A 26,143-nucleotide genomic window follows, 5' to 3' on the forward strand; every position below is an offset into this window, starting at 1 on the left:
AAAGCTTAAAAAGTTAAACGTGTACCAAACAAAAACGTTTTAGTTTGAGGGGCAGTAAAAAATGTTTCACCTTGGATACCAGCAGAAATCGAATTAGACACCTCTGGATCAATACCTTCTAACTCTTTATTTTTCAATGTATATAAATTTTGTGCAGTTGCATAAATTCTTACAGATGATATAAAACTTTTACTAAACTTATTCATAGGAAAATTATACCCAAAAGTTACATTTTTCAATCTAGCAAAAGAACCATCCTTCAATTGTCTAGTTGAAGCATTTTGAACGGTTCTGAATGTAGGAGAAGTAGGATTTGGAGTAAATGCATCATCTCCAGATTTTTGCCACACATTACCTACAACTTCTCTATGATTGTAAGAGTACGTTGCACGATCAACAAAACGTAATCCGTCAACAAATATATCATTCCCGTAACTAAAGTTAACTAATGTAGATAAATCAAAGTTACCATACTTCAAATTATTAGACCATCCCCCTGTAAAATCAGGGTTTGCATCTCCAACAATTCTTCTATTTGCTGTAGAATAAGTAGTAGTTGGATTATCATTTATATCTAACCATTCAGCATGTCCCGTTTCTTTATTAACTCCTAAATAAGGCACTAAGTAAAAAGTATTGGCAGAATATCCTTCGATTGCTCTTTGATAAGTAGATCCTCCTATAAATTTATTTCCTTGCGCATCCACAGAAGCATCAGAATTTAGTTCTAATATTTTATTTCTATTAAAGTTAAAATTTAAATTTGTAGTCCATTTCAATTTTGAATCTCTTAAAACATCAAAATTAAAATCTAAATCTAAACCTCTGTTTTCCATTTTACCAGCATTGATCAAATAAGTTCTAACACCATCATTATCAGCTGTAGACAACAATTTATTTAACAATAAATCTGAAGTTACTTTTCTATAAACATCAACAGCAATTTTAACTCTATCGCTAAACATACCTAAATTCAATCCAAAATCAATAGATTCTGATCTTTCCCATTTTAAATTTGGATTACTAAATCTGTATAATGCTAAACCAGAAGTTTCATTATAATTTGGATAAACGCCACCATTAACACGCTCTCTCCAAACATAATCTCCAATTCTATCATTACCAGAAACTCCCATATTAGCTTTTAATTTTAATTCACTAATATATTTACTTTCTTTTAAGAAGTTTTCACTGGCAATATTCCAAGCTGCTCCAATTGCCCAAAAATTACCAAATCTATTATTAGATCCAAATCTAGAAGACCCATCTCTTCTAAAAGAAGCCTCTAATAAATATTTTGAATCATAATCAAGATTTAAACGTGAAAAATAACCATTTAATCTAGATTGAGCGTTAGTATTATCAGTAGTTGATTTTATAACTGCAGAAGTAACATTCAAGAAATCATCAGAAGCAAAAACTGTACCTGCTACGCTAATATCTCTTACTTCAGTATTTTCTGCAGTAAAACCTACTAAGGCATTTAAATTAATTTTTTCAGCTAACTTTTTATTAAAATTTAAAGTATTTGTAAAAACAGTCTTCTGCTGAACAGCTTGATAATCCGAAGCAGAACCACCTGCTTGATTAATATCTTTTTCACGTCTAAATTCCTCAATTGAAGATCTATCTAAACCAATTTCTACTCTATAGGTTAAAGGCTTAAATAATTTAAAATCTGCAAATACATTACCTGTTATACGATTCGTAATTAAGTCATTTATATCTAAAGCTTCTATTGCTACAACGTTAGCTATAAAACCTGTACGTTGAAAATTACCATTCGAATCGTAGGGTGTTACGTAAGGTTCTTGTAAAAAAGCAGATGTAAACGGAGCATTTACTGAATTTTCAGAAGCAACTCTATCTATTTTAGAAGTAGTTACCCCTAAATTCATTCCAACTTTTAGCCAAGAATTTGCCTCTGTATTAATATTAAGCCTTCCTGCAGATTTCTCTAATCCGTTACCAACAATAAAGCCCGATTGTTTAGCATAGCTCCCTCCTAAAAAATAAGTTGTTTTTTCAGAACCTCCTGAAACTGAAACATCCGAACCCATAGAAACACCTGTTCTCGAAACAGCATTTAACCAATCAAAATTAGTCTCCCCTATGTCATCAATCGAAACTCCTGAATTTGTTAACGCTTGAGGAAATTTAGCATTATATTCCTTATACTGAGACGCGTTCATCATTTTCATTGCATCTGTATAATTTGTAAAGGAAGTAGTAAAACCAACCGCAACTTTAGCATCTTGATTTCTCTTACCCATTTTTGTAGTAATAAGAATAACTCCATTTGACCCACGAGATCCATAAATTGAAGTTGCCGCAGCATCTTTTAATACAGACATACTCTCTATATCTGCAGGATTTAGGTCTGCAATTGGATTTAAAGCCTGACCTCCTTGAGCAGAAGTTAAATTAACATCATTCAATGGCACTCCATCAACAACATACAAAGGCCTAGCTCCTGCCGTAATAGAGGCAACACCTCTTACTTTTACAACGGGTGCAGAACCAATTACTCCTGAAGAAGAAACAACTTGAACACCTGAAGTTTGACCTTGAAGAACATCTTGAACTGAAGCAACAGGAACATCTTTAATTTTATCAGATCCTACAGTTACCACTGACTGAATCATTTTTTTCTTTTCTTGTTTAGCAAAACCTACAATAACAACATCTCCAAATTGTTTTGCATCACTTTGCATTACAGTATTCATTACATTAGAAGCACCCACCACTTTAGATACTTCTCTCATTCCCATAAATGAAAAAACTAAAGTTTCGCCTTCTTTTGCCTTAATACTATATTTACCGTCAAATCCGGATGAAACCCCACGTTGTGTACCTTTTACTACAACATTTACCCCTGGTAGTGGACCATTTGCGTCTGTAACCACCCCAGTTATTGCTTTCTCTTGAGCGAAAGAAAACTGCATTGTTAACGCTAACAGTAGCGTAAAAATCCATTTGAACTTTGATCTCATATTAATTTTATTTGAGTTAGTTATCCCGCAAACTTCTTAAATATTTCTTAATTTCCCAAATATTATCTATAGATATTCATTTTTTATAAATGTTAAACTTTATAAAGTACCTTTGCTGCTTCTATAATTTTTATAAAAACTTATTATTTTCTTTTCAATAAACCTAAAAATTAAGCACTTTTTATTACTATACAAACTATGTTATCCTTAAAATTCAGCAATTACGCAATAGAAGTCGGATGTGACGAAGCCGGCAGGGGGTGCCTCGCAGGACCCGTTACAGCAGCCGCTATTATACTTCCAGAAAATTTTAATATTGATTCTTTAAACGATTCTAAACAATTATCTGAAAAAAAGAGGGATGTTTTAAGACCTACTATTGAAAATTTAGCATTGGGCTTTGCGGTAACGCATATTTTGAATGAAGAAATTGATGAAATCAATATTCTTAATGCTTCTATGAAGGCTATGCAGGAAAGCATTTTGAAGTTGAAGCAAAAACCCGATTTTATCATTATTGATGGAAACCGTCCTTTATTGGGAAAACTAGGAATCAAAACCCTAACTGGCTACAACTTAAAGCTTGAAGAAATAGCTTTTTTAAAATCCATCCCTAACGAAAGTATTATAAAAGGGGATAGTAAATACATGAATATAGCTGCTGCTTCTATCTTAGCTAAAACGCATAGAGACGAATATATGAATAAAATTCATGAAGAATTTCCAATGTATAATTGGAGTAAAAACAAGGGATATCCTACAAAAGATCACAGAGAAGCTATTGCTAAATATGGGGTCACAAAATACCACAGGAAGTCTTTTAAATTACTCCCTGAACAGTTTGTATTGGACTTATAAATAATTATTTTTTTAGACAAACAAAATCGTAGAAAACAAATTAAAGTTTCACGATTTTGTTTGTTATTCTGAGTCTATAACGATACTAAATCCGTATTAAACAAATCATTAAAATGTTTTAATATTTTCTTTTTTACTTCTTCTTCATCTACTGGTCTTCCTAACTCAACATGAAGAGAGGTTACTGCCTTTCCTTTTATACCACAAGGAATAATATGATCAAAATACCCTAAATCAGCATTTACATTTAATGCAAAACCGTGCATGGTTACCCAACGAGAGGCACGAACCCCCATAGCGCATATTTTTCTAACAAAGGGAGTTCCTACTCCTATCCATACTCCTGTTTCTCCTTCACTTCGTTCGGATGCTATGCCATATTCAGCTAAAGTTTGAATAATAACTTCTTCTAGTAATCGCAAATATTTATGTATATCGGTAAAAAAGTTTTCTAAATCTAAAATTGGGTAACCTACAATTTGTCCTGGTCCATGATAGGTTATATCTCCTCCTCTGTTTATTTTATAAAACGTGGCTCCTTTTTCTTCTAATTGTTTTTCAGACAACAATAGATTTGATAAATCTCCACTTTTTCCTAAAGTATAAACATGAGGATGCTCTACAAACAAAAAATAATTATCTGTTTCTACTTTTGAATCGTCTCTCTTTAGCATTTTTTGGGCTACAATTTCAGCAAATAAACTTTCTTGATAATCCCATGTCTTTTTATAATCTTGACATCCCAAATCTTGGAATTTTACTTTTCTACTCATTATTGTATTTAATTATAAATAATTTATTTGAATTGGACTTCTAAATTTAAACATTCTGGGGATTTCACTATTTCATCCCATTTAAATTCTATGGTTGCTATTTTTCTATCTTTAGAAAATACCGCGGATTTGTTTGATACGGTTTTAACTGCTTTAGGAAAATGGTATTTTACCACATATTTAGATGCTTCTAAAATCGTTTTATATTTCGCTAAGAAATTGGCATCTATTTTTTTTAAACGGTTGATTGGTAGTAATGGCTTTTCTAAAGAATTTTTTACCATCATACAAATAATTCATTTTAACTCCGTTTTCTAACAAAACACTTAAGTTCCCTATTCGTTGTATTTGTTGTATTTTACTGGATTTGGTCAATTTTTGAAAGCTTTCCATTCCTTCTATTAACTGTTGTAAATCTGTTACGGATTTAAAAAATGTTTCCAAAGAAAATAGCAATTGTTTTTCCTAAATTTGAACTATCTTTTGGCATCATAGCTATCAAACTAGAGCCATCTATAGCAAAAGCATATTTCCCTGATCCGTCTTGATTTATTTCTATTTCTTCTGTAAAAACACAACTTGTTAACACAACCAAGGGCAATAATAAACATAAAAAACGTTTCATCTCATTTTCTTTTTGCCAAAGATACAGATTCTAAAACTCTCAAAAAATCAATATTTTTCAAATAAATCACAAAAACAAATAATATAGTTATACAATACTTGAATTTTAAACTTTTAAAACTTTTAAACTTTTAAACTTATGGTTATCTTTGCTGTCTTTAAAAAAATAATGTTATGCAACTTTCAGAACAAGAAATCATCAGAAGAGAAAAGTTGACCAAGTTACGTGAACTTGGTATCAATCCGTATCCCGCTAATTTGTATCCAGTAGATCATACTTCGAAACAAATAAAGGAATCTTTTGAAGAAGGTAAGAAGGTTGTAGTAGCGGGTCGTTTGATGAGTAACCGCGACCAAGGAAAAGCTTGTTTTAGTGAAATTCAAGATAGCGAAGGACGTATTCAAGCATATTTTAACCGAGATATTATTTGCTCTGGAGAGGATAAAACCTTATACAATACAGTTTTTAGAAAGTTAGTGGATTTAGGCGATTTTATAGGAATAGAAGGTGAATTATTTACTACACAAGTAGGCGCACAATGTATTCGTGTAACGAACTTTACTTTTTTAAGTAAAACGTTACGTCCTTTACCAATGCCTAAAACAGACGAAACAGGTAAGGTTTTTGACGAATTCATAGATCCTGAACTACGTTACCGTATGCGTTATGTGGATTTGGTAGTAAATCCACAAGTAAAAGAGGTATTTGTAAAAAGAACGAAACTCTTTACTGCCATGCGTACATTTTTTAACAACGCTGGTTACATGGAAGTAGAAACACCTGTTTTACAGTCTATCCCCGGAGGAGCGGCAGCACGCCCATTTATTACACATCACAATAGTTTAGATATCCCTTTATATATGCGTATTGCTAATGAGTTGTATTTAAAGCGATTAATTGTAGGTGGATTTGACGGCGTATATGAGTTTTCTAAAAACTTCCGCAATGAAGGTATGGACAGGACTCATAATCCAGAATTTACCGCTATGGAAATTTATGTAGCGTATAAAGACTACAACTGGATGATGGCGTTTACTGAAAATTTATTAGAATACTGTGCATTACAAGTTAATGGTACTACGGAAGCTACTTTTGGTGAACATAAAGTAAATTTCAAGGCTCCTTACGCTCGTGTTACGATGACTGACGCGATCAAACAATTTACAGGTTTTGATATAACGGGTAAGACTGAAGAAGAATTACGTGAAGCAGCAAAATCTATGGGCATTGAGGTAAATGATACCATGGGTAAAGGAAAATTAATTGATGAAATATTTGGCGAAAAATGTGAAGGTAATTTCATTCAGCCGACTTTTATTACGGATTATCCAAAAGAAATGTCTCCTTTAACTAAAGAACACCGCAATAATCCTGAGTTAACGGAACGTTTTGAGTTAATGGTTTGTGGAAAAGAAATAGCCAATGCTTATTCAGAACTAAACGATCCTATTGACCAGCGAGAACGTTTTGTCGCGCAAATGGAGTTAGCCCAAAAAGGAGATGATGAAGCCAATGGAATTATTGATGAAGATTTTTTACGAGCTTTAGAATATGGAATGCCTCCTACTTCGGGATTAGGTATAGGTATGGATCGTTTAATTATGTTCTTAACCAATAATGCGTCTATTCAGGAGGTATTATTCTTCCCTCAAATGCGTCCAGAAGTAAAGCCATTAGCTATAAGTGATGATGCAAAGACTATCGTTGAATTACTAAAAGTTGAAGACAATCAAACTTTAGCTCTTTTAAAAGAAAAATCAGGCTTGAGTGGCAAAAAATGGGATGCTTCGATGAAAGAATTAACAAAAGCGGGCTTGACGAAAGTAGTCGTTGAGGGCGAAAGTAAAACGGTTGTTCTTTTATAATTAAACATTTCTTGTATTGCTGTATTTTATACAAATAGGCTGGCAAAAAAGTAAATCATATCGACCCTAAGGAGAAATCGCAAAAACTAATCCTGTGACTTCCCGTATGGTCGATGTGATAATTTGAATACTAAAACATTTCTTTTAAATCGTTTTTTTATCTATTCCAGAAGGTTAGTTTTTTATAATCCTAAAAATTGCCGATTCCCCTTCGCTTATAACTTGTAATAAATAAACTCCTTTTTCAAATTTGCTACAATCCAATTCAAAATTTGCCTTTTGAACACGTAATTTCTGAATTTCTTTCCCATCTAATCCGTAGACATTTATTTGATCTATCGTTTTTTTATATTTTATTTTAAGATTTTCTTGAACGGGATTAGGACCATAAGAAAAACTTTCTAGATCAAATCCTTTCGTTGCTAAAACATTTGCACTCTGATAGTCTTGCATGGCGTTAGAAGCATCTTGAAAACAAGTAGTAGTATATTGTCCAGAATCTTCCGCAGCTATTTGATTAGGATTTAAACCTAATATTCCCAAATAATATTTATATAAATCAGAACGTAAAACTACTTTTACAGTAAAAGCAGCACTAGATGAACCTCTACATTCTAATCCCCCGTTAATAATGTTATTCGTATGAGCAAATCCTTTTAAATACATTTTGTTCATAGCATATTCTCCTATACTTGGCACCCAAAGATCGTGCATAACCTGATGACAAGAAGGTTTAGGCCATTGCGGCATCATCCAAAACCAAATAGCTGATTTAAAAGCTAAAACGCCATCTTGTTGTACTAAATCAGGATTATCTAATAACACATTTTTATCGTTGTATAAAAACTTACTAAATTGTCCATAATTATAATTCCATGACAATTGAATAGGTCCTCGTCCGTAATATCCTTTTGTAGGATTGGCGGGGTATTCTGTACTGGCTTGACTGTATGCTCCTGCTGAATTAGTTGTATTATACCCTAATTCATGTACAAAATACAATCCCCATTTAGCATAATCTCCTAAACTTCCTCCTCCTACTGGTGTTTGCCATCCGCCTGTGGTTTCTTTTGATATATTCGCTAAAAAGGCGCCTAATTCTCGGGTATTGTTTAAGGTGTTGGAGGTATTAACAAAATCTGCAAAATCAACATTAATGACGGTTTCAGCTGTTGTATTAGCATACCATGAAGGGTCTACTTGTGAATAATTATAGACTACTTGCGAAGATTTTTTAGTTATGGTTATGAGTTCTCCATATACACCTTGTTTTTTTCTAATTTTAACCCAATAATCAGCCATTTCGTTACGGGCTTGTATAAAATTATTATAGGAAAAAAAATCTGTGCTATATCCTTGTGGATGCCCAGAAGCTAATCCTGCTCGATTAGGAAATAACGATTCCCATTGGACGTTTGTTAACAAACTTTGTTTATCTGCTATACTTGACAATTTTTGTTGAGAATACAGCAATTGGAAAGGGGCAAAAACAATTGTTAAAAAACGGAATTTGAGTAATTTAAAATTCATAAATACAAAGATTGGTTAGTTTTATAAAACTAACCAATCTTGATTGTAATACAAAAATTTATTCTTTTTTAATTAATAATTTAATCCCTAAAAAAGTTAATATTAGCAATGTAATAGCTGCAAATGTCATGACTAAATCACGTATTGGTTTTCCTGCCCAATCCATCCATAAAAATTTATGAAGAATTGCAAATGAGTATCCTTCTGTTCTATCTGTTTTCTGTATCACCGAAGCAATTCTAGAAGTTGCTGTTTCTACGAAGTATGTTGTTTTTTCAGGAGTATTGTATGCTAATTTTACGACGGGTAATCGTTTATTTACAAAACCGTATTCCTTATTATCAAAATCAGTTAGAACTTTAGTTTCTAGTAGTTCAACACTATCAATACCACACGTTTTAGTTTCTTCTGAGGTTTGATTTTCACAACAAGGAGCGTTTTCTACTGAAGGGTTTTCAAAATAATGGGCTAAAAATTCCGCATATTTCAGATCTAGACCTTTGGCAAGAGTGTTAGATTGTGCATTTAGATATACAACATCTGCTACAGGAGCTAATTTCTTTTTTTCTTTTTTGGATTTGTCTTGGTCAAAAGATTTAGAATTAGCTTGTAATTGGCAACGGTAATAAATTGTATCTTCAAATTGTATGAGGCTTACATTTTGAAGTTTTGTTTTATTAACGGCAATTTCTATTGGATTTATTTTTATTTTATTGCTATTCAAAACGGGTTCATATACCATATCTTGAACAGGCTTTGGATTCCACTTTTTTGTTAGATGGAATGCACCACTAAACGCAAATCCAATGGTCAGTAGAGAAAACCATATTCCTAATTTTCGATGGTGAATCCGGGTTTTGTTTTCCGATGAAATTTGTGTTTTTTTAAAAATTTTCCAAAAAAAACCGTATATAATAATTCCTGATAAAGCAGATGCGATAATGGTTCCTAGCAAAATAATCATAAGGATTATTCGTATTTCATTGGTCGTAATAGCATCTAAAAATGACCAATTATGGAAGGTATCAAAAAACCATATAAAAACTTGTCTAGAAAGCGGATTAAAGGTGGCTAATTTACTGGAGGTTGTTTCTACATATACTTGCATATTATCACTTCTATCAAAAGTAATTTTATAAACGGGTAAATAGCGATTTATATATTTGTATTGATGATCAAATTCTGTAAGGTATTCGACTTTTAAAATTTTACTTTGATAATCCTCTAAAAAATATTGTGCTAAATATTGTGCATATTTTTCATCTCCTTTTTCTATTTTTTTGCCATTGGTGGCATTGAAATAAACCAGCGAATTATCTATCAATTTTATCTGATAGAACCAATTAGTATTCATTTCAATGAAACGAAAGTTTTTGAAGGTTTCAATTTTTTCTTTTCTCAAAATTTCTTTTAGAGAAGCTTGTATTTTGGGTATGTTAATTACCTTTGGTTCAATCCATTCATTTTTTATCTGGGGTTTAAAAAAATGTGCCATAAATGGATGCGTAATTCCTGAAAAACACCACAATACAACAGGAATAAAGGTTATATAGGCTAGTAATTTATGTCCTTTATAAATACGCTTTTTTATTTTTTTCTTTATTTTTTGAATAATTGTTTTTATCATTATTGTATAGGGTTTCATGAGTTAAAACTCAAAGTATTATTAATGTATGGGATTAGAATTTTAGAAATTTTACATTTTTATTAAGTTTATAAGGATAGGTTGTATTGCACACCAAAAACAAAAGTTCTGGGTGCTGCTACTGTATAATTTGCGGAAGATTTTGATGAGTTTCCTCTAGATACATTGTAAGCATATAATTGATCTGTAAGATTTATTATATTTAAATAGGCTTCTATTCCTTTTATTTTGTAGCCTATTCTTCCATTGATTACGTTATATCCTTGGTATTTTGTTGTATTAATTTGATCTTGAAAAAAACTTGAAACGTACTGCCACTCTGCTGAGATCCTAAAATTTGGCAACTCTTTTGGATGGTAACTAAGTTCTGAATTAGCTATCCAACGTGGTGCTGAAGGCATTTCTTTCCCATTTAAATTTTTTATTCCTTCTAAAGATTTCTCTGGAAACTCAAATTCTACAAATTGATGTTCTGAGTAAGCACTTCCTATTCTGAGATTAATAGATTTTGAGATGCCATAATTTAATCCAAATTCTACTCCTTTGTGTAATGTTTTTCCCGCAGAGCGATAATCTGTTGAGTTATCTACTAAACGGGTGTTGATTAATTCGTTTTCCCCTTTCATATAGTACAAAGAATAATCTATTTTTAATTTGGAATTTATTAGGGATAACCAACCTCCTATTTCATAATTATAAAATAATGCAGACTTTAGATCGTAATTAAATTCAGCTGGAACTCCTGTTTTTCCTCCTGTACCTGCTTTGATTTCAAAAATAGTAGAAACACTAGGAGGCGAAAAACCTTGTGAGTAATTAGCATAGAAACCTGCTGTTTTTAATGGATTATAATTAATTCCTGCTTTAAAAGTGGATTGATTATAATCTTTTGTCCCATTTTTTTTACTAATATCATTATAATACTCTAAATTCATTTTATCATATCGTCCTCCTAATGTAAGAACGAGATTTTTTATAGGCACGGTTTTTATTTGTGTAAAAACTGCGTAATTGTAGATGGTTCCGTTGTATACTTTTAATCTAATATCTGGTCGTTCTGCAATAAAATCGTATTGCGAAACAATTGTTGTTCCTGGTTTTAGTATCGGTTGTAAATCCGTTCTATACGACTCATAATCAATAGGAGAACGATCTAACAAACCTCCTACTACTAGGGTTGTATTAAGCCAATTAAACTTTTGATTGTGTTGTGCTACAATACCATAACTGGTAAAATTATTAGAATTAATTTCTCCTGTAGCAGTTTTTTTATCTTCTGAAAGTCTAATAGCATACGATGGATTTTGACCTAATTGGTTCTCTCGCATAAAAGTTGTTAGAGAAGTCATAGTATTCTGATTCCAGTTTAGTTCATAGATTAATTTTGTCCGCAATGCTTTTGATTTTCGGTAAGCAAAATTAGTTTGGCTTTTATAGGTTCTCTCATAAAAATCTTGTTCATTTACACTTCCACTCATTTGGGTATAATATTCTCCATAAAAAACCGTAGCAATAAGTTTATGATTGGGATTAAAAGTATAATCAAAACGCCCATTTATATTATTTTTATCATAGTCTGAATAGGTCATCCAAGCATTTTTTTGAACGGATGATAAGCTGGCAATGTGGTATCCTAACCTACCTATAGTTCCTGAACCCATTGCTTGAAAGCGGTTGAAATGAAATTGATCGCCTTGATATCCTAATTTTAATTGTGGTTTATCAGACGGTTTTTTTGAAATAAAATTAACAGCTCCTCCTACGGCTTCTGGCCCATATAATGAGGAAACAGGACCTTTGACTACTTCTATGCTTTCAATGTTGAATTGATTGATTTCTAATAGTGCATTGTGGTTAAAAACACCTAAGGGACGAATAGGCAAACCGTCTTCTAGATATAAAAAATAAGCATTTGTTGTCATGGGTTGTCTGATAGACATGCTATGTTGTTCATTTCCTAAATTAGTCATTAAAACGCCTGCTGTTTTATTGACTAACTCATACACAGCTGTTGCTTTTGTTTCTGTAATTTGTTTTTCTGTGAGTTTAGAAATAGCAACAGGTGTTTCTGTTTTTTTAGTGTGTATTCTACTAGATGTTACAACTATTTCTTCTATCTGGTTGATTTTTGTTGTGTCTTGATTTTTCTTATTTTGTGCACATACACTCATAACTCCTAAAAGAGTAATGATCTTTATTTTTATTTTCATTGGAAGATTTTTGTTTTATAGCATACTATTCTTTTTATCCCCAGATTACGTATTAGAAATTTATTCCAGATAAAATGATTTTGAATCTAAAAAGGTTCTTCCTCTTTTGTCCTGAATGTAGTAAAACTTCATTTGTGGAAAAACTTTGGGGTCTTTTTTATCTTCTTTACTCTTTTTATTTGCATCATAAAGTCGAATACATAATATGAAATGAATACTATGTTTTTTTTAGACTAAGACATAAGATTATGAGGTTTGTTATCTAAAAAGAAATAACCTTGTTTGTTTTTATCTTTATTTGATAAATAGCTTTTGTAGAGGTCGTTTTTTTTGTATTCTCTAACAATATATTACTTGGTTTTTATTTTTAGATAATTATACCTATTATGCTAACTGACGAGGAAGGTTCAAAAAAAGGGTGTATGTCTAACTTTGTTCAGATTTTCTTTGGTTAAAGAAAAGGAACGAAAATTGGACAAAGCTAATAATATGTCTTCTTCTATTCTGAAATACAAATGAAGCTTTATTAAAAAATATTTTTTTTGAAAATCCTCTAAAATAAAGAAGGTGGGTGAAAAATGAGGTTTTCTTTTAAAAAGTTATATAGGTTGGTATATACAAAATGATTTTTTTGGAAATTAAAAATTTTGATGGGTATTAAACTCTCTAAAACGGGATAAAGAAACAAGGTTTCGTGTTCTACTTTTACTTGTTTTGTATCTTTTTGAAGTGGTTTTTCTTCTTCGGCTATTTTAGCCATTTGTTTTTGTAAATAACATTTACCATTGCATTTTAATTCAGGTTTATCATTGTTTTCACACAATACGTTGCTTATATAATCATAGTTTATAATATAAGAAACCATAGGTTCTACGGGACGTAGCAGAAATGATAAAACTAAGATTAGAAGGGTAAATTTCATTTAGGGTTTGTAACTGATTTTTAAAATTATTTTTTAACGAATGTTGGATCACTTAATGTATTCATGAAGTGAATAAGATTTGTTTTTTCTTCTTCTGTTAATGCAATTTTGTTGTTTTTCTTTTTAAGAATAGGATCTAAATTATCTGCATCTAAAACACCTTTATCAAAATAATCTAACACTTCTTTTAATGAGGCAAACTGCCCAAAACTTCCGTAAGGAGCTGTATATTGTATGTTTCTTAAAGAGGGTACTCGAAAGGCTTGTATGTCTTCTTTTTTTCCTGTTACTCTTGCTCTTCCAACCTCATCTTTATCAGGATTTATAGGAAACCCTATATTTCGAAACGATTGATCTGTAAATAATTCTGTGGCATGGCAATTGGCACATTTTTGTTTAAACGTTTCATATCCTTTTTTTTCATTAGGAGTAAAATCTTGGTCTTTTTTCATGACTTGGTCATATTTACTATTAGAAGTGACTAAAGTGTATTCATATTGTGCAATGCTTTTAAATATTTTTTCTTGTGTTATTTTATCCTCTCCATACGTTTTTTTAAATAGTTCTTGGTACTCTTTGTCTCCTTGTATTTTTGTTATTATTTCTAGAATAGAAGACCCCATTTCTTCTTTCGTAATAATGGGTACGATAGGTTGGTGCTCTAATTCTAATTCGTTTCCATCCCACATATAAAAATTCATAAAGGCTAAATTTTGAATTGGAGGTGTATTACGTAATCCTACTCGTCCTAAAATTCCGATCGCTTTTGTTTTTTTATCTGTAAATGCATTTTCTTGAATGTGGCAACTTGCACATGAAATAGAGTTATTACTACTTAATCTTTTATCATTGAACAATTTTTCGCCTAACTGTACGCCGTATTTTGTGGGTTTGTTTTTAAGAAAAAAACCATTCAATAGAGGAAAATACTTAGGGGCTTCTATCAGAATTTCTGGATTATTAAATTCAGAAATAAATGTTGGTTCTACGTCTATTTCTTTGTCCTTAGAACAAGAGTATAAGGTAGATACTAATATTAAAAGTAAAATATATGATTTCATTTTTTTATTTTTTTAACGGTAAATATCGTATGCTTCTATTTTTGGTATTTACTTGATCAACATTGATTCATGATAGGTACTCAATGAACATATTATTTGCATACTCAAACCGTCATATCAAAATGACAAAAAGAGGGGACTCAAAAAAACAATAGTTTCTTGTTTTTGATTATAGTATAAAACTATTACTCACGTTATTTTATTTCTCTTTATAAGTAAAACAAAACGTTTGTGTTCTTTTGGATCCCCTCATATTAATCTTTAATTTTGAACTTTACTAACAGAAAACATACCTGTAACATTTGTTGTACCATTTCCTCCTATATTGTTTACAAAACGCATCATTTGTACAGCTGAATGAACACTTGGGGTTGCATTATTATCATTTTTATCATTCGTTATCAGCGTTATTTTTTCTGTTCCGCTTAATAACTTATCAAAATCAGCATTTATAATAATTTTAGGGTTCATTTTATTCACAATTGCTTGTACTGGAAGATTCAAGGTAATATCTCTATAAGCATCTACTCCTTGAACAAAATTTTTGTTAGGGTCTTTTTTTTCAGTACTTCCTGTATGAATTGAAAGAGGTTTGTTTTCATCGCTATAATAACCTTCAATTTTCACAAAACGATAACCTGCTCCCCATTCCCACATCATTTGTGTTTTATTTTCTCCAGCGTTAGCAAAAAATTTAGGAAATTTTGTTTGATCTACTTTATTCAAATCACTTTTTACTCCTAAGCCAAATTTAATTTGTTTATAACTACCATAAGGGATTTTTGACAAAGTATAACTTAGTGTTTCAGGCTTTGATTGGTCTATTACAATAGCTCCTAAATCAAGATTTGATACGTTGTAAGGCACTTCTGTACCATCTTCTTTTATCAGTCTTATATTACTAACTACATACTTTAGTTCTTTAAAGAGGTGTTTTTGGTTGTTTACTGAAACGTTCGTTGTTACAGCGGTTGAAGTAGGTTCTCCAAGTACAATAGGGGTACTTTTGAAGGTGTTTTCAAAAACCAATGTTACATCATTAGTAAATGTGTTTGGCTCAAGTATTTTTTGATCTTCTTCTTTACTACAAGATAAAAATAAGAATGATGATATAGCTAATAAATAATATTTTTTTAAATTTTTCATAAATAATTAAAGTGTTTATTTTTTTAAAAATTGAGTTTTAATGAGATAAAAATATTTCGTCCCATTCTATTAATATTTCCCCAATCAGCATACGTGCTATAATTTTCGTTTAATATGTTTTCTGCTCCTGTTTGCAACGTTATTTTGTATTCGTTAAAGAGAATTGCATAATCTACTGAGGCTCCCCATAATAGGTATTTAGGTGTTTGATCTTCGCCGTATAAAGAGCTGTAATGTATTTGATCTAAATCACCATTTATAGCTGTTCTTGCGCCAAAATTACAATGTTTGTATTGCAGGGAGGTTAGATAACTTAACGGTCTAATGAACGGGAGATTAATCCCTTTACTATCTATACCTCTGGCGTAAGTTAGTGAGCCTTCCCAACGAATATGTTCTCCTAAGTTATAAAAGGAGCTAACTACTACATTATAAAGTTTTGCATGATCTAAGGAAGTGTACCCTTTCACGCCTATAGATTGGTAATTCATAGGACTTCCTATGTTTAGGATTTTGCCCACAATATAATTTTCAATGTAAAAATGGTTAACCTTAGCTTCTAATCCTACAGTAGCATTTTTATAGCCTGCACTTGCATTTACTTCATAGGAAATTTCATTTTTTAAATCTGGGTTTCCTATATAGTCGTATCTATCAAAACTATTGTAAATATAATAGCCATATCCTTCTGAAATAGAAGGTGCTCTATGGCCATATCCTGTGCCTACAGAAAAATGATACTCTTTTTTCTTGTATTGATAATTTAAATTAAGACTAGGCAAAATTCGATTTTTTTCTTGAGAACTATTTGGATAAAAAATTCTATTAAATTCTATGTATTTAGAAAAATTGTAATGAGTTCCTAAAGAAACGCCAAAAGACAACTGACGTTCTGTTGAAAAATCCCATGAGTTCTGTACAGCTACACTTGCAAATTGTGTAGTTACCCAAGGCCAACTATAGGCAAACATTGTTCTGTTACTACGATCCTGTGGATACATTCGCATTTCTGCAATGGATAAATTAGTATACGCATTGAACTGAAATTCTGAGGAGAGTTTATTCATTTTCATGCTTACTTTAGAGAGCAATCCATAGGTTGTACTCCATCCGGGCATATCCATGTGAACCAAATTTTCAGGGCGCGTTGTATCATCCATATAATGTTCAATAGCATTGAAGTAGACTTTCGTATCCCATACTTTGATTCGTTTGTCATCAAAAAGCTGTTTATAAGCGGCTGATGTTATTAGGGTTCTTGAAAGGTATAAATCCATAGGCAAGGCAGGAAATCCTACATTTTTTGCCATATCAAAAACGACATCCGCTTTTAAAGATGAAAGCAATCCTGTTTTATAAGCTAAACCTAATGAGGAGTTGAATTTAGAGTATTGAGAATGTTTTATTTCTCTATTTTTACCATCAAAATAATTACCTGCTTCTCTATAAGCGATACTTCCATCTAACACAAATTTGTTGTTTGTAAAAGCTATATTTCCCAAATTAAAAAGCTGGTGGTTATTGGATTCAAATCCTCCTTGAAAACTCCCTACTATTTTTGTTTTTTCAGTAAAAGAGCTATTTTTTCTAACTAAATTGATATTTCCTGCAATAGTGGCTCCGTGTAATCCTCCTTGTTGTCCTGATTTGATATCAATAGTAGCTAAATTATTTACTTCTAGATAGGAGGTAACAGGATCCATTTTATCTGTACAGGCTCCAAAAATGTGCATTCCATCAATAGTAATTGTGGAGCGTTCGCTACTCATATTGTTTAATAATGGTTCCCAAGCATACGCGCCTCTTTTGACAAAAGATATCGTATGAGATGATGCTAGAAATTCGTCTATTGAAACAGCCAATTTTAGATCTGTTTCGATCTTCTTTTTTTTCTGAATTTTTTTCAAATAAATTTCTTTTATCACTTTTACTGAATCCTTATTAACCTCTATACTTTGTGCATTTGTTAAAAAGCAAATACTAACAAATATTAGTAATCCTATTTTTTTCATAAGGTCTTAGAATAGAATATCAATAAAAAGAGAGCTCTTTAATCCTTGAACTCCAGGAGTAAAGTCTTCTGGAACATTGGTTCCTTTTATTACTTTTCCGTTTGAGTCTAATAATATCATATTGAGCGTCCAATTGCCCGTCATAGTATAGTTAACTATACCGTGATAGAAACCATCTTGTTCTTGTGTCAAATCTTTATTATTAGGAGACGAATGATTGCCCATAGAGGGTTCTGGCATTCTTGGATCTAACTTTAACGTATGATTCCTAACTTCCGTAAAAGAATATTCATTGGGTTCCGAAATTGTAGGTTTATTGTATTTATAAATTCCTGCAATTAATGTATTTTCTGCTACTTTAGGTTTTTGTGGGGCGACCAAAGCTATATAATATTTTTCGTCATCATTTCCCGTAAAAGTGGTCATACCTAGATTTTTATTCTTTTGAGGAAGAACTGAAATCGTTTGGGTACCGCTCATCACTTGGTTATTGATTGTCATTTTAATATTTATTTGCCAAGTTCCTTCTTTATTTTCATCAGTAAAGACAGAATACCCTGCAAAATATTCTTCTGCTGGTTTGTACTTCATATTATATTGATGAGGACAAGATGATTTTGTATCATTTGCCAATGTTATAATTGGTAAAAAAGATACTGAAGTAGGAACTACTGTTTTATTTGTATTGAAATCAAAAACTTTTACATGAATTTCGTTATATCCTTTATAAAAAGTTCCGTTAAGTGCTTCAATACAAATATTATAATTACCTACTTTTAAAGAAGTAACTTCTCTAAAAGCAGCGTATTCAGTTACCACAGTTGCTATTTCTGCTTCATAATCTGTTTTTTCCAATGTACAAGAAGTCATTGTATAAACTAATACAATACTCCAATACTTTAGAAATTTCATACTTTCTTAAATGATTATTTTTTATGCAAAACGCAAGTGAACAGTGCTAAAATGTTATAGCATCTGTACGCGATTAAAAAAATTGGGACGATAAATAATTATCTAAAAATAGGAGGTTTGAGGATACTACATTTAGTAAGAAGTTGATACCAATTTGTATAATTACTAAATGGGTGAATTTGTATATCAATAGGTTTTATAAATTCAAACTCGAAAATACTTTGACAAAATAGTATTTCATATCGTTCTGAAAGGTTATTTTTTTTATCTGGTGTGGGTTTTTCAGTTTCAGAAACTTTTGCCAACTCTTTCATTAAGTGACACTTTCCATTACATTCTAACGTAGGTTTATCTTTATTTACACACAATACCTCAGCTATGTAGTTGTAATTTACTACATAATCAATAACTGGCATTACAGGACGCAACAGTATTAAAAAAGCCAATATGGTATATAACCCTTTCATTATTAAAGTACAAATGTATACAATTTAGATAAGCTTTACTAAAAAACAAATTTGGTTTTCTTTTTTATGATCAAACACAATCGGTTTTTTAATAAAACTTAAATGCGATAATTCTTTTTTTATAAGGTAAAACAAATGTAAGCCAATCTTAATTAAACCCTTATGATATTTATCATTTAACAATTTGTTTTTGAAATAATATTTTTTACGTTATCTTCTATTTTTTATATCTGTAAACTCATACAATTCTATTTATTTTTAAAATTTTATACTATCACAAGTACAACCTATAATCCTCCAAACCTAACAAAGCTTCCTACAATTAACATACTTATACCAATAAGTGTTATCAGTAAAATGTGAACAGCCATTAAAATAATGTTTTTAGAAGTTAACTTAGGAATAATGAATAGCCGCGCATGAATGGCTAGAACTAAAGTTAACATGAGCAAACATAATTTGATTGATATCACTCTTTCAATATTCGATTCAAAAGAAAACCAGCTTGTTAGTGTAACATTGTATTGATAGGCCATTAATACGCCTGTTCCTACCAAAATCAATAAAGCGGGTAGTCCTATAGGTTCATACTTTTTTTCAAAATTTTTAATAATTTCAACGTCTTTGTTTTTTAAGGCTTTTGGCAGATATCTAATGAGTAAGATAAGATGTCCTCCTACCCAAACACTAGCGGCTAATAAGTGGATTATCAATAAAAGATGGTGTGTCATATCGTATTATTTTAGATTGAATGGGTTCTTATAAATCTTTGTTTTTGAATTTTCTTAAAGAAATTACAAAAGGTATAAAAGCCCACAAACAAAGGAATAAAAAGGAAAACATTACGCCTAATGTCGTTCCAAAAAAGTCTTTAAAAATAGCTCCTGTATAGCCCATCATGGCAGAAGCATCTAGGTGCAATAAAATTTGAATACGAGCTAAATCTATTGGGCTAAATATTGTAATTCCAACCATTGCATTTTCTATTGGATACTCAGAAAATTGAAATAATAAAAAAAGAATTATTCCATCAAACAAAATAGAAAAGTATAACCATATCATGATTGCAACACCAATTCCTTTGGCTTTATCTCGAATAAAAACAACACCTAAAAAGGCTAGAGAAATAAAGATGATAGATAGTAAGATCCCCACAATTAACATTAGTATCCCTATACTATCAGGAAAATTTATAAGCAACGGAATTCCTGCTCCTATAAAAAAGGCAGTGGTTAATGAAAGGGATACTCCTAGGTATAAATTAGACCAAATTTTTTTTCGTTTAATAGGTTGACTTAACAATAGTTCTATAAATTCAGCGCTGTTGTATAAATAGATTGTTGCAAATAAAATAGAAACAAGAGGTACTGTAAATAAAATTACATTTAGGATGGTTAGTATTCCTTTTGACGAATTGTCTTCTAATAAAAAAGAACTCCAACTTAAAATAGATAAAATAATGGTATAGGCTACTATTATTTTATTCTTGTAAATATCTTTTGTAATTATTTTTAGTAACGAATTCATCTTTCTAATTTGTAAAAAGTTTTTGTTTTAGAATTTTTGCAATGGCTTTGCTTATTTTTTCCTCAGCTGTTTGACTTTTTAGTTCATTAATGGTTTTATAGAATTGTATTTCTCCTTCTTGCATAAAAATAATATGCGTAATTAGGTCGTCTAACTCACTTAATAAGTGAGAAGTAATCATAATGAGTTTTCCTTTTGCTTTTTCTTTATTAATTTTTGTTTTTAGGATCTCAGCCGCTAAAGGATCTAGACCTGCGGTTGGCTCATCTAATATCAGAATATCAGGATTGAATAAAAAGGCTAAAACAGCGCTTACTTTTTGTGTAGTTCCTCCTGATAATGTGCCCATTGGTTTATCAAACATTTTTTGAACTTCAAAAGAATGCAATAACTCTTCATCTAATTTGTCTTTTGAATTTCTTAGTTCTTTTATCATTTCTATAACTTCGCCAATGGTTAGTCCTTCTGGATATCGTCCTATTTGTGGCATATAACCTATATTATTTCTGTACAAAAAATCTTTTTGTATAGATTGGTTCTTTACAAAAATGGCTCCCGAATCAGGAATAACCATTCCTAATATTGATTTGATTAAAGTTGTTTTTCCGCAACCGTTAGGGCCTATCAGTGCAACACATTGTCCGCTTTCTAAAGTGATCGACACGTTTTTTAGCACGTTTAATTTTTCGAATTTTTTATTACAATTATCAATTACAATCATAAAAGCAAAGGTTTTGTTTTGGGGTGATTATCAACAAAATTATCGGGTGTAATGGTTGGTAAAACTTTTTCGGATTTATCTAAAAGCACGATCATAAAACTTCTATACAATAGCATTGCTGAAGGTATGTTTTCTGTTAAAACAGCAAATAAACTTAATGGATGATAAGGTACATCTCCTAAACCATCTTTATTTATGTCGTATCCTTCGTATTTGTCCCAATAATTTTTAGTAAAGGTATTCATCACTAAACTCCCATTCGTACTTACATCAAAGGTGTTTTTAATAAAATTATTATCCGTTATAATGTTATCCATACAACTGGCTTGAATTTTCATTCCCCATCCATTGTTCTTGAATTGGTTTTTTTCTACCCAAATTCGGGAGGTTCCTTCCATATAAATACCCGAAGTATTGCTAACAAACTTGTTATTGTAGATATAACTATCTGATATTTCTTTTAATAATAATCCGTAAGCAGAATCGCCCCAATTTTCTTCGAAATAATTATTAAACATTTTAACGTTTTTAGTAAACATTACGGCTACACCTGCTCCATTGTTTTTAAACACATTTGTTATATAAGCATCATCATGAGAAAACATAAAATGCAAACCATAACGAATGTTATTATTTGATCTATTTCTCCAAATAACAGAATTTGTTACAAATTCAAAGTAGATACCGTCTCTATGTCCTTCTATTGTATTGCCTATAATTCTTAAATTTTTGCTTTTCCAACAATGAATACCATTTCCTATTAATTGTTCTTTCTGACCATAAGCTTTTAGTTTATTATTTTTAATCAGGCAATTTTTTCCATTTTGAATATAAATTCCAAAGAAGTTATTATCTAAAATATTGTTTTCTATAACAACATTTTCTTTGTCATACACTCTAATTCCACAAGGATCTTGAAGTGCGGCAAAACCTGAATTAACTATTTTAAACCCTTTTATGGTAACATTATCGGCATTTATTGAAAAAATTTCGAATTTATTTTCACCATCAATTAGAGGAAAATCTTTGCCTATCAAAACAATTTTTTTGGAAATCATGATATTTCCTTCTCGATATATTTTTTTAGGAACAATAATTGTATCATTGTCTGCGCTCTGCTCTATAGCTTTTTTAATAGAATAGCTAACGACGATTGTTTTTGCTTGCAAATTCTGAAAAAAAATTAAGGCTAAAGCAGTTAATATGATTTGTATATTTGAGTTAATTCTTTCCAATTTAGTACATCTGTATGAAGTTTTGATTGATATTTTTTACTTTCTTTTAAATTTGAAAAACAAGCAATATTTCCATTCATTGGGCTTTTAAAATTGATATGTTTTACAAAAAAACCATCGTTTGCAGAAATCATGTTTTTATTTAAATAATCTGACACATATACTGCTTTTATTTTTGTATTCCTAATGTATTGAAGCAAACAGGAGAGATCATCAAACTTGTAACATCTTCCTTTATCTGTAATTATCTGACAAGAGAATTGAGGATTTGAAATGGTCATTTTGCAAAAATCACAAGAATCTATATTTAGTTTTATGGGCTGGGGTTTATCAGAGCCACACGATAATGAGAAAATAAAACTGAAAAACAATAAAATTCTATATAATACTCTCATGATTGTATATTTTTTTTTCATTAATCATTATAAAAAACAGTATTATTCCAGCAGTTATTAGCATCCAGCCTCCTTTATCAGGAATAGAATAGGCTCCAAAGTTTAATAACTGTTTATAACCTACTAAGGGAGGTTGATAGCTCATTCCTGGTACTTTTATTGCAGCATTAGGATCTAGATTATGTCCATACTCGTAATTCCAACGGTAAAAATCTATTGCTGATAGAATTACGAATAAAAAAAATAGCACTAAAAAAGATCCCACATATTTTTTTTTATCTAAAAATAGGAGTAGTAGGGAAACTAGTCCAAAACCTACAATTATAGAAGTAAGGATCGTAAATTCAAAAAAGTTTTCTGTATGAAGGGTTGCCATCCCTATATAATGATTTAAACCATTGATTATATCAACATCTCCTCCTATTTTATCAGCATATAATCTTAGAACCAGTCCTTCAGGGTACTGAGGGGCATCCAGTTGTATTTGCCATAGCGGAAAAAAAACGGATCCCATAAAAAGTCCTGACACAATTATTAGAAGTCCTTTTGATACTAATGATACTCTTTGATTTTTCATTTTGAAAAATATTAGCATAATAACTAAAGACTGTCTAAACAATAAGCTTTTATTACTAAGTACTATACACTTAGACAGTCTTGTAAGTAATTTTATTTTGTATTAGGTAAATTGGTTCCTACACTATAAGTAATGGGTACTTTACTATTGGCGGGAGATACTCTTACATAACCTTGCATTTCTTGATGTAAAGCACTGCAAAAATCAGTACAATACATAGGATACATACCTACTCTCTTAGGGATCCATTGTAAGGTAGCGGTTTCGCCGGGCATAATGAGTAACTCTCCATTATCAGCTCCTTTGATAGCAAAACCATGCGGAACGTCCCAATCTTGTTCTAAATTGGTAACATGAAAATATACTTCATCTCCTAGTTTTATTCCTTCAATATTATCAGGAGCAAAATGCGATCGGATAGAGGTCATGTATACATGAACGACTTTTCCTTTTCTTACTACTTTAGCTTCTTTTTCTCCTTTTGTTGCAAAAGGATGCTTATTTTCGGCAATTTTATAATACTTCAATTGTCCGTTATTTCTGATTAGATCTGCTGGTGCTGCTTGTGCATAATGAGGTTCTCCTATTGTTGGGAAATCTAAGATCATTTGCATTTTTTCTCCGCTAATATCAAAAATTTGAGCTGATTGAGCCAATTCAGGTCCCGTTGGGAGGTATCTGTCTTTTGTAATTTTATTATAAGCTATTAAGTATTTACCAAAAGGTTTTTTAGTATCTCCTCCAGGAATACATAAATGACCAACAGAATAGTAGGTTGGTACTCTGTCTAGTATTTTTAGTGTTTTCAAATCCCATTTTACAACTTCTGACGATACAAAGAATGTCGTATAGGCATTGCCTCTTTCATCAAACTCTGTATGCAAAGGTCCTAAACCTGGTTTTTGAACCTCTCCGTGCAATGCTTCTTCGTACTTTATTACGTTAATTCCATCAAATGTTCCTTCAAATTTTTTATGATTAATAGCTGTTATCATTTTATCAAAACTAAATACAGGAACTAAGGCCGCTAATTTTCCTGAACCTACAATGTATTCTCCTGAAGGATCTACATCACAACCGTGTGGTGACTTAGGACAAGGGATCATATAACAAATATCTTTTAGTTCTGCTGCATCTAAAACCATAACTTCATTTTTAATTTCTGAAGTAGCAGAATGTGTTTTATCATTCCATTTATTATGAGCGTATTTTACAGTTTCTTTTTTGGCTTTTCCTGCTTTTAAATATTCTTCTGCTTTTTTCCAATTTACTGCCATTATGAAGTCTTTATCTTTTTGAGAAGCATTAACCTCTAATAACGTATTCGCTTGCTCTGTATTGTAACAAGAAAAGAAGAACCAACCATGAGATTTTCCTTTACCCGCATGAGATAAATCAAAATTTACGCCTGGTGTTACGATTTGAAAAGCTAAATCCATCTCTCCTTCCTTACCTACTTTAACAAAACTTATGTGTCCTTTAAAGTTTTTCTTAAAAGTATTAATTTCAACATCTCCATTTGAATAATCCGCTGGTACACTAAACCGTGTTCCAGCGACTACATACTCTGTATTTTCTGTAATAAATGGCGATGAATGATTGCCTCCTGAGTTGGGCAATTCAATTATTTCAGTTGTTTTAAAAGTTTTTAGATCAATACGTGCTATACGAGGCGTATTATTAGCATTTCCAAAAACCCATCGTCCGTCAACTTCACCATTTGTTTGAGATAATTCCGTATGGTGCAGATCATCCCAAGGCACAAATCCATTGGAAGTATTCAGCATTGGCTTTGTTTCTTCACTATATCCCCATCCTTTTTCGGGATCTACAGAAAACACGGGAATTACTCTAAATAATCGACCACTTGGCAATCCGTACACACTTAATTGTCCACTAAATCCTCCTGAAACAAAATTATAGAACTCATCGTATTTACCTGGTGCTACATAAGTCTTTTGAGCGGCATCGCCACTTACGGCATCACCTGAATTTTTAGGTTTACAGGAAAAAATACTTCCTGTTACTAAAATTAACCATCCGAACTTTGAAATCTTTTTATTCATAATTCCTCTTATTTAACACCATCGTTTTTACGCATATATTCTAAAATATTTCTAGCTTCGTCATCTGTTAGTCCTTGATTAGGCATTCGTACTAAACAAATTTCTAATTGCGCCTGAAGCTCTGGATCTTTATCAATCATTGGATCTGGATTCGTTATAAAGTTCATTATCCATTCTGGCTTTCTTCTTTCTGTGACTCCTTTCCAACCTGGTCCTACTAGTTTTTCATCTGTAGTTTTATGACAAGAAGTACATTTTATTTCTGAAACTTTTTCTCCTTCAGTTGCTTTTGCTAGGTCTAAAGTTCCTAGTTCAATTTTATCAAACTTTCCTTCTCCTCTATTAGGATCGTATGAAGAAGCGTCTGAATTAGATTCTTGCTTAGTTACTTGCTCTTGTGCTGATTTAGAAAATTCTTCTGTTTTTCCCTCTTTCTTTCCACATGAAACTAGGATTGTTAAGCCTAAAATGATTAATGAAATTCGTTTCATAATTCTTCATTATTTATAATTGTTATACAAATTTCCTACGAACATAACGAATCTCTTATGACTCTAATCATAAAAAAAACAATTGAATTTCCGTACAAAAAGAAAGCCCGAT

The 26,143-nt window shown here is 31.2% G+C and carries 23 protein-coding genes; 2 read left to right on the forward strand and 21 right to left on the reverse strand.

Annotated features, from left to right (window positions below):
• Positions 1-5: 5 nt before the first annotated feature.
• A complete protein-coding gene (locus B0A78_RS05080; RefSeq protein ID WP_077225853.1) occupies positions 6-2,993 on the reverse strand; it encodes a SusC/RagA family TonB-linked outer membrane protein in 2,988 nt (995 codons plus the stop codon).
• 198 nt (positions 2,994-3,191) lie between these two features.
• Here B0A78_RS05080 and B0A78_RS05085 point away from each other — a divergent pair, with 198 nt between their 5' ends.
• Positions 3,192-3,851 carry a ribonuclease HII gene (locus B0A78_RS05085; RefSeq protein WP_014166180.1) on the forward strand — a complete coding sequence of 220 codons (660 nt, stop codon included), beginning with the start codon at positions 3,192-3,194 and terminating at the stop codon, positions 3,849-3,851.
• Between the two features lie 74 nt (positions 3,852-3,925).
• On the opposite strand, the gene lipB is transcribed toward B0A78_RS05085, so the two are convergent.
• The 3 genes from lipB to B0A78_RS05100 form a co-directional block, all read right to left on the reverse strand.
• Positions 3,926-4,624, reverse strand: a complete 699-nt coding sequence (lipB, locus tag B0A78_RS05090) for a lipoyl(octanoyl) transferase LipB (protein WP_014166181.1) — start codon at positions 4,622-4,624, stop codon at positions 3,926-3,928.
• Between the two features lie 23 nt (positions 4,625-4,647).
• The gene (locus B0A78_RS05095; RefSeq protein ID WP_075348551.1) at positions 4,648-4,911 is read right to left on the reverse strand and encodes a hypothetical protein; all 264 of its coding nucleotides are present in this window, start codon (positions 4,909-4,911) and stop codon (positions 4,648-4,650) included.
• 140 nt (positions 4,912-5,051) lie between these two features.
• Positions 5,052-5,249 (reverse strand): hypothetical protein, encoded by a 198-nt coding sequence (locus B0A78_RS05100; protein WP_065213116.1) that lies wholly within the window; start codon positions 5,247-5,249, stop codon positions 5,052-5,054.
• A gap of 173 nt (positions 5,250-5,422) precedes the next feature.
• On the opposite strand from B0A78_RS05100, the gene lysS reads away from it, so the two are divergent.
• Positions 5,423-7,114 (forward strand): lysine--tRNA ligase, encoded by a 1,692-nt coding sequence (lysS, locus tag B0A78_RS05105; protein WP_065213115.1) that lies wholly within the window; start codon positions 5,423-5,425, stop codon positions 7,112-7,114.
• Between the two features lie 174 nt (positions 7,115-7,288).
• On the opposite strand, the gene B0A78_RS05110 is transcribed toward lysS, so the two are convergent.
• From B0A78_RS05110 to B0A78_RS05190, 17 genes are all read right to left on the reverse strand, one after another.
• Positions 7,289-8,644, reverse strand: a complete 1,356-nt coding sequence (locus B0A78_RS05110; protein ID WP_014166183.1) for a glycoside hydrolase family 19 protein — start codon at positions 8,642-8,644, stop codon at positions 7,289-7,291.
• Between the two features lie 58 nt (positions 8,645-8,702).
• Entirely contained in the window at positions 8,703-10,271 is a 1,569-nt protein-coding gene (locus B0A78_RS05115) for a PepSY domain-containing protein (RefSeq protein WP_249030946.1), read from the reverse strand.
• Positions 10,272-10,357: 86 nt separating this feature from the next.
• Positions 10,358-12,499 (reverse strand): TonB-dependent receptor, encoded by a 2,142-nt coding sequence (locus tag B0A78_RS05120; protein WP_077225858.1) that lies wholly within the window; start codon positions 12,497-12,499, stop codon positions 10,358-10,360.
• A gap of 553 nt (positions 12,500-13,052) precedes the next feature.
• Positions 13,053-13,421, reverse strand: coding sequence for a hypothetical protein (locus tag B0A78_RS05125; protein WP_014166186.1), 369 nt, complete (start codon positions 13,419-13,421; stop codon positions 13,053-13,055).
• Positions 13,422-13,447: 26 nt separating this feature from the next.
• Positions 13,448-14,482, reverse strand: a complete 1,035-nt coding sequence (locus B0A78_RS05130; protein ID WP_097609436.1) for a cytochrome-c peroxidase — start codon at positions 14,480-14,482, stop codon at positions 13,448-13,450.
• A 261-nt stretch (positions 14,483-14,743) separates the two neighbouring features.
• Positions 14,744-15,628 (reverse strand): MbnP family protein, encoded by an 885-nt coding sequence (locus B0A78_RS05135; RefSeq protein WP_097609437.1) that lies wholly within the window; start codon positions 15,626-15,628, stop codon positions 14,744-14,746.
• Between the two features lie 23 nt (positions 15,629-15,651).
• Positions 15,652-17,640, reverse strand: coding sequence for a TonB-dependent receptor (locus B0A78_RS05140; protein ID WP_014166189.1), 1,989 nt, complete (start codon positions 17,638-17,640; stop codon positions 15,652-15,654).
• 6 nt (positions 17,641-17,646) lie between these two features.
• On the reverse strand, positions 17,647-18,552 hold the full coding sequence (locus B0A78_RS05145) for a hypothetical protein (protein WP_097609438.1): 906 nt from the start codon (positions 18,550-18,552) through the stop codon (positions 17,647-17,649).
• Positions 18,553-18,650: 98 nt separating this feature from the next.
• The gene (locus B0A78_RS05150) at positions 18,651-19,019 is read right to left on the reverse strand and encodes a hypothetical protein (RefSeq protein ID WP_060382923.1); all 369 of its coding nucleotides are present in this window, start codon (positions 19,017-19,019) and stop codon (positions 18,651-18,653) included.
• Positions 19,020-19,306: 287 nt separating this feature from the next.
• Complete coding sequence (locus B0A78_RS05155) at positions 19,307-19,750, reverse strand: CopD family protein (protein WP_014166192.1); 444 nt, start codon at positions 19,748-19,750, stop codon at positions 19,307-19,309.
• A gap of 28 nt (positions 19,751-19,778) precedes the next feature.
• Positions 19,779-20,546 carry an ABC transporter permease subunit gene (locus B0A78_RS05160; protein ID WP_014166193.1) on the reverse strand — a complete coding sequence of 256 codons (768 nt, stop codon included), beginning with the start codon at positions 20,544-20,546 and terminating at the stop codon, positions 19,779-19,781.
• Positions 20,547-20,550: 4 nt separating this feature from the next.
• On the reverse strand, positions 20,551-21,267 hold the full coding sequence (locus tag B0A78_RS05165) for an ABC transporter ATP-binding protein (protein ID WP_088466395.1): 717 nt from the start codon (positions 21,265-21,267) through the stop codon (positions 20,551-20,553).
• Positions 21,264-22,502 (reverse strand): nitrous oxide reductase family maturation protein NosD, encoded by a 1,239-nt coding sequence (locus B0A78_RS05170; protein WP_097609439.1) that lies wholly within the window; start codon positions 22,500-22,502, stop codon positions 21,264-21,266. Before B0A78_RS05170 ends, B0A78_RS05165 begins: the two co-directional genes overlap by 4 nt.
• Complete coding sequence (locus B0A78_RS05175; protein ID WP_060382934.1) at positions 22,466-22,897, reverse strand: nitrous oxide reductase accessory protein NosL; 432 nt, start codon at positions 22,895-22,897, stop codon at positions 22,466-22,468. Before B0A78_RS05175 ends, B0A78_RS05170 begins: the two co-directional genes overlap by 37 nt.
• Positions 22,881-23,474 (reverse strand): hypothetical protein, encoded by a 594-nt coding sequence (locus B0A78_RS05180; protein WP_097609441.1) that lies wholly within the window; start codon positions 23,472-23,474, stop codon positions 22,881-22,883. Before B0A78_RS05180 ends, B0A78_RS05175 begins: the two co-directional genes overlap by 17 nt.
• 92 nt (positions 23,475-23,566) lie before the next feature.
• On the reverse strand, positions 23,567-25,540 hold the full coding sequence (gene nosZ, locus B0A78_RS05185) for a Sec-dependent nitrous-oxide reductase (RefSeq protein ID WP_014166196.1): 1,974 nt from the start codon (positions 25,538-25,540) through the stop codon (positions 23,567-23,569).
• A gap of 8 nt (positions 25,541-25,548) precedes the next feature.
• Positions 25,549-26,031 carry a c-type cytochrome gene (locus B0A78_RS05190; RefSeq protein WP_014166197.1) on the reverse strand — a complete coding sequence of 161 codons (483 nt, stop codon included), beginning with the start codon at positions 26,029-26,031 and terminating at the stop codon, positions 25,549-25,551.
• Positions 26,032-26,143: the final 112 nt, after the last annotated feature.

Origin of the sequence: Flavobacterium columnare NBRC 100251 = ATCC 23463, assembly GCF_002530675.1 — a bacterium.
In the GTDB taxonomy this organism is placed as follows: Bacteria; Bacteroidota; Bacteroidia; order Flavobacteriales; family Flavobacteriaceae; genus Flavobacterium; species Flavobacterium columnare.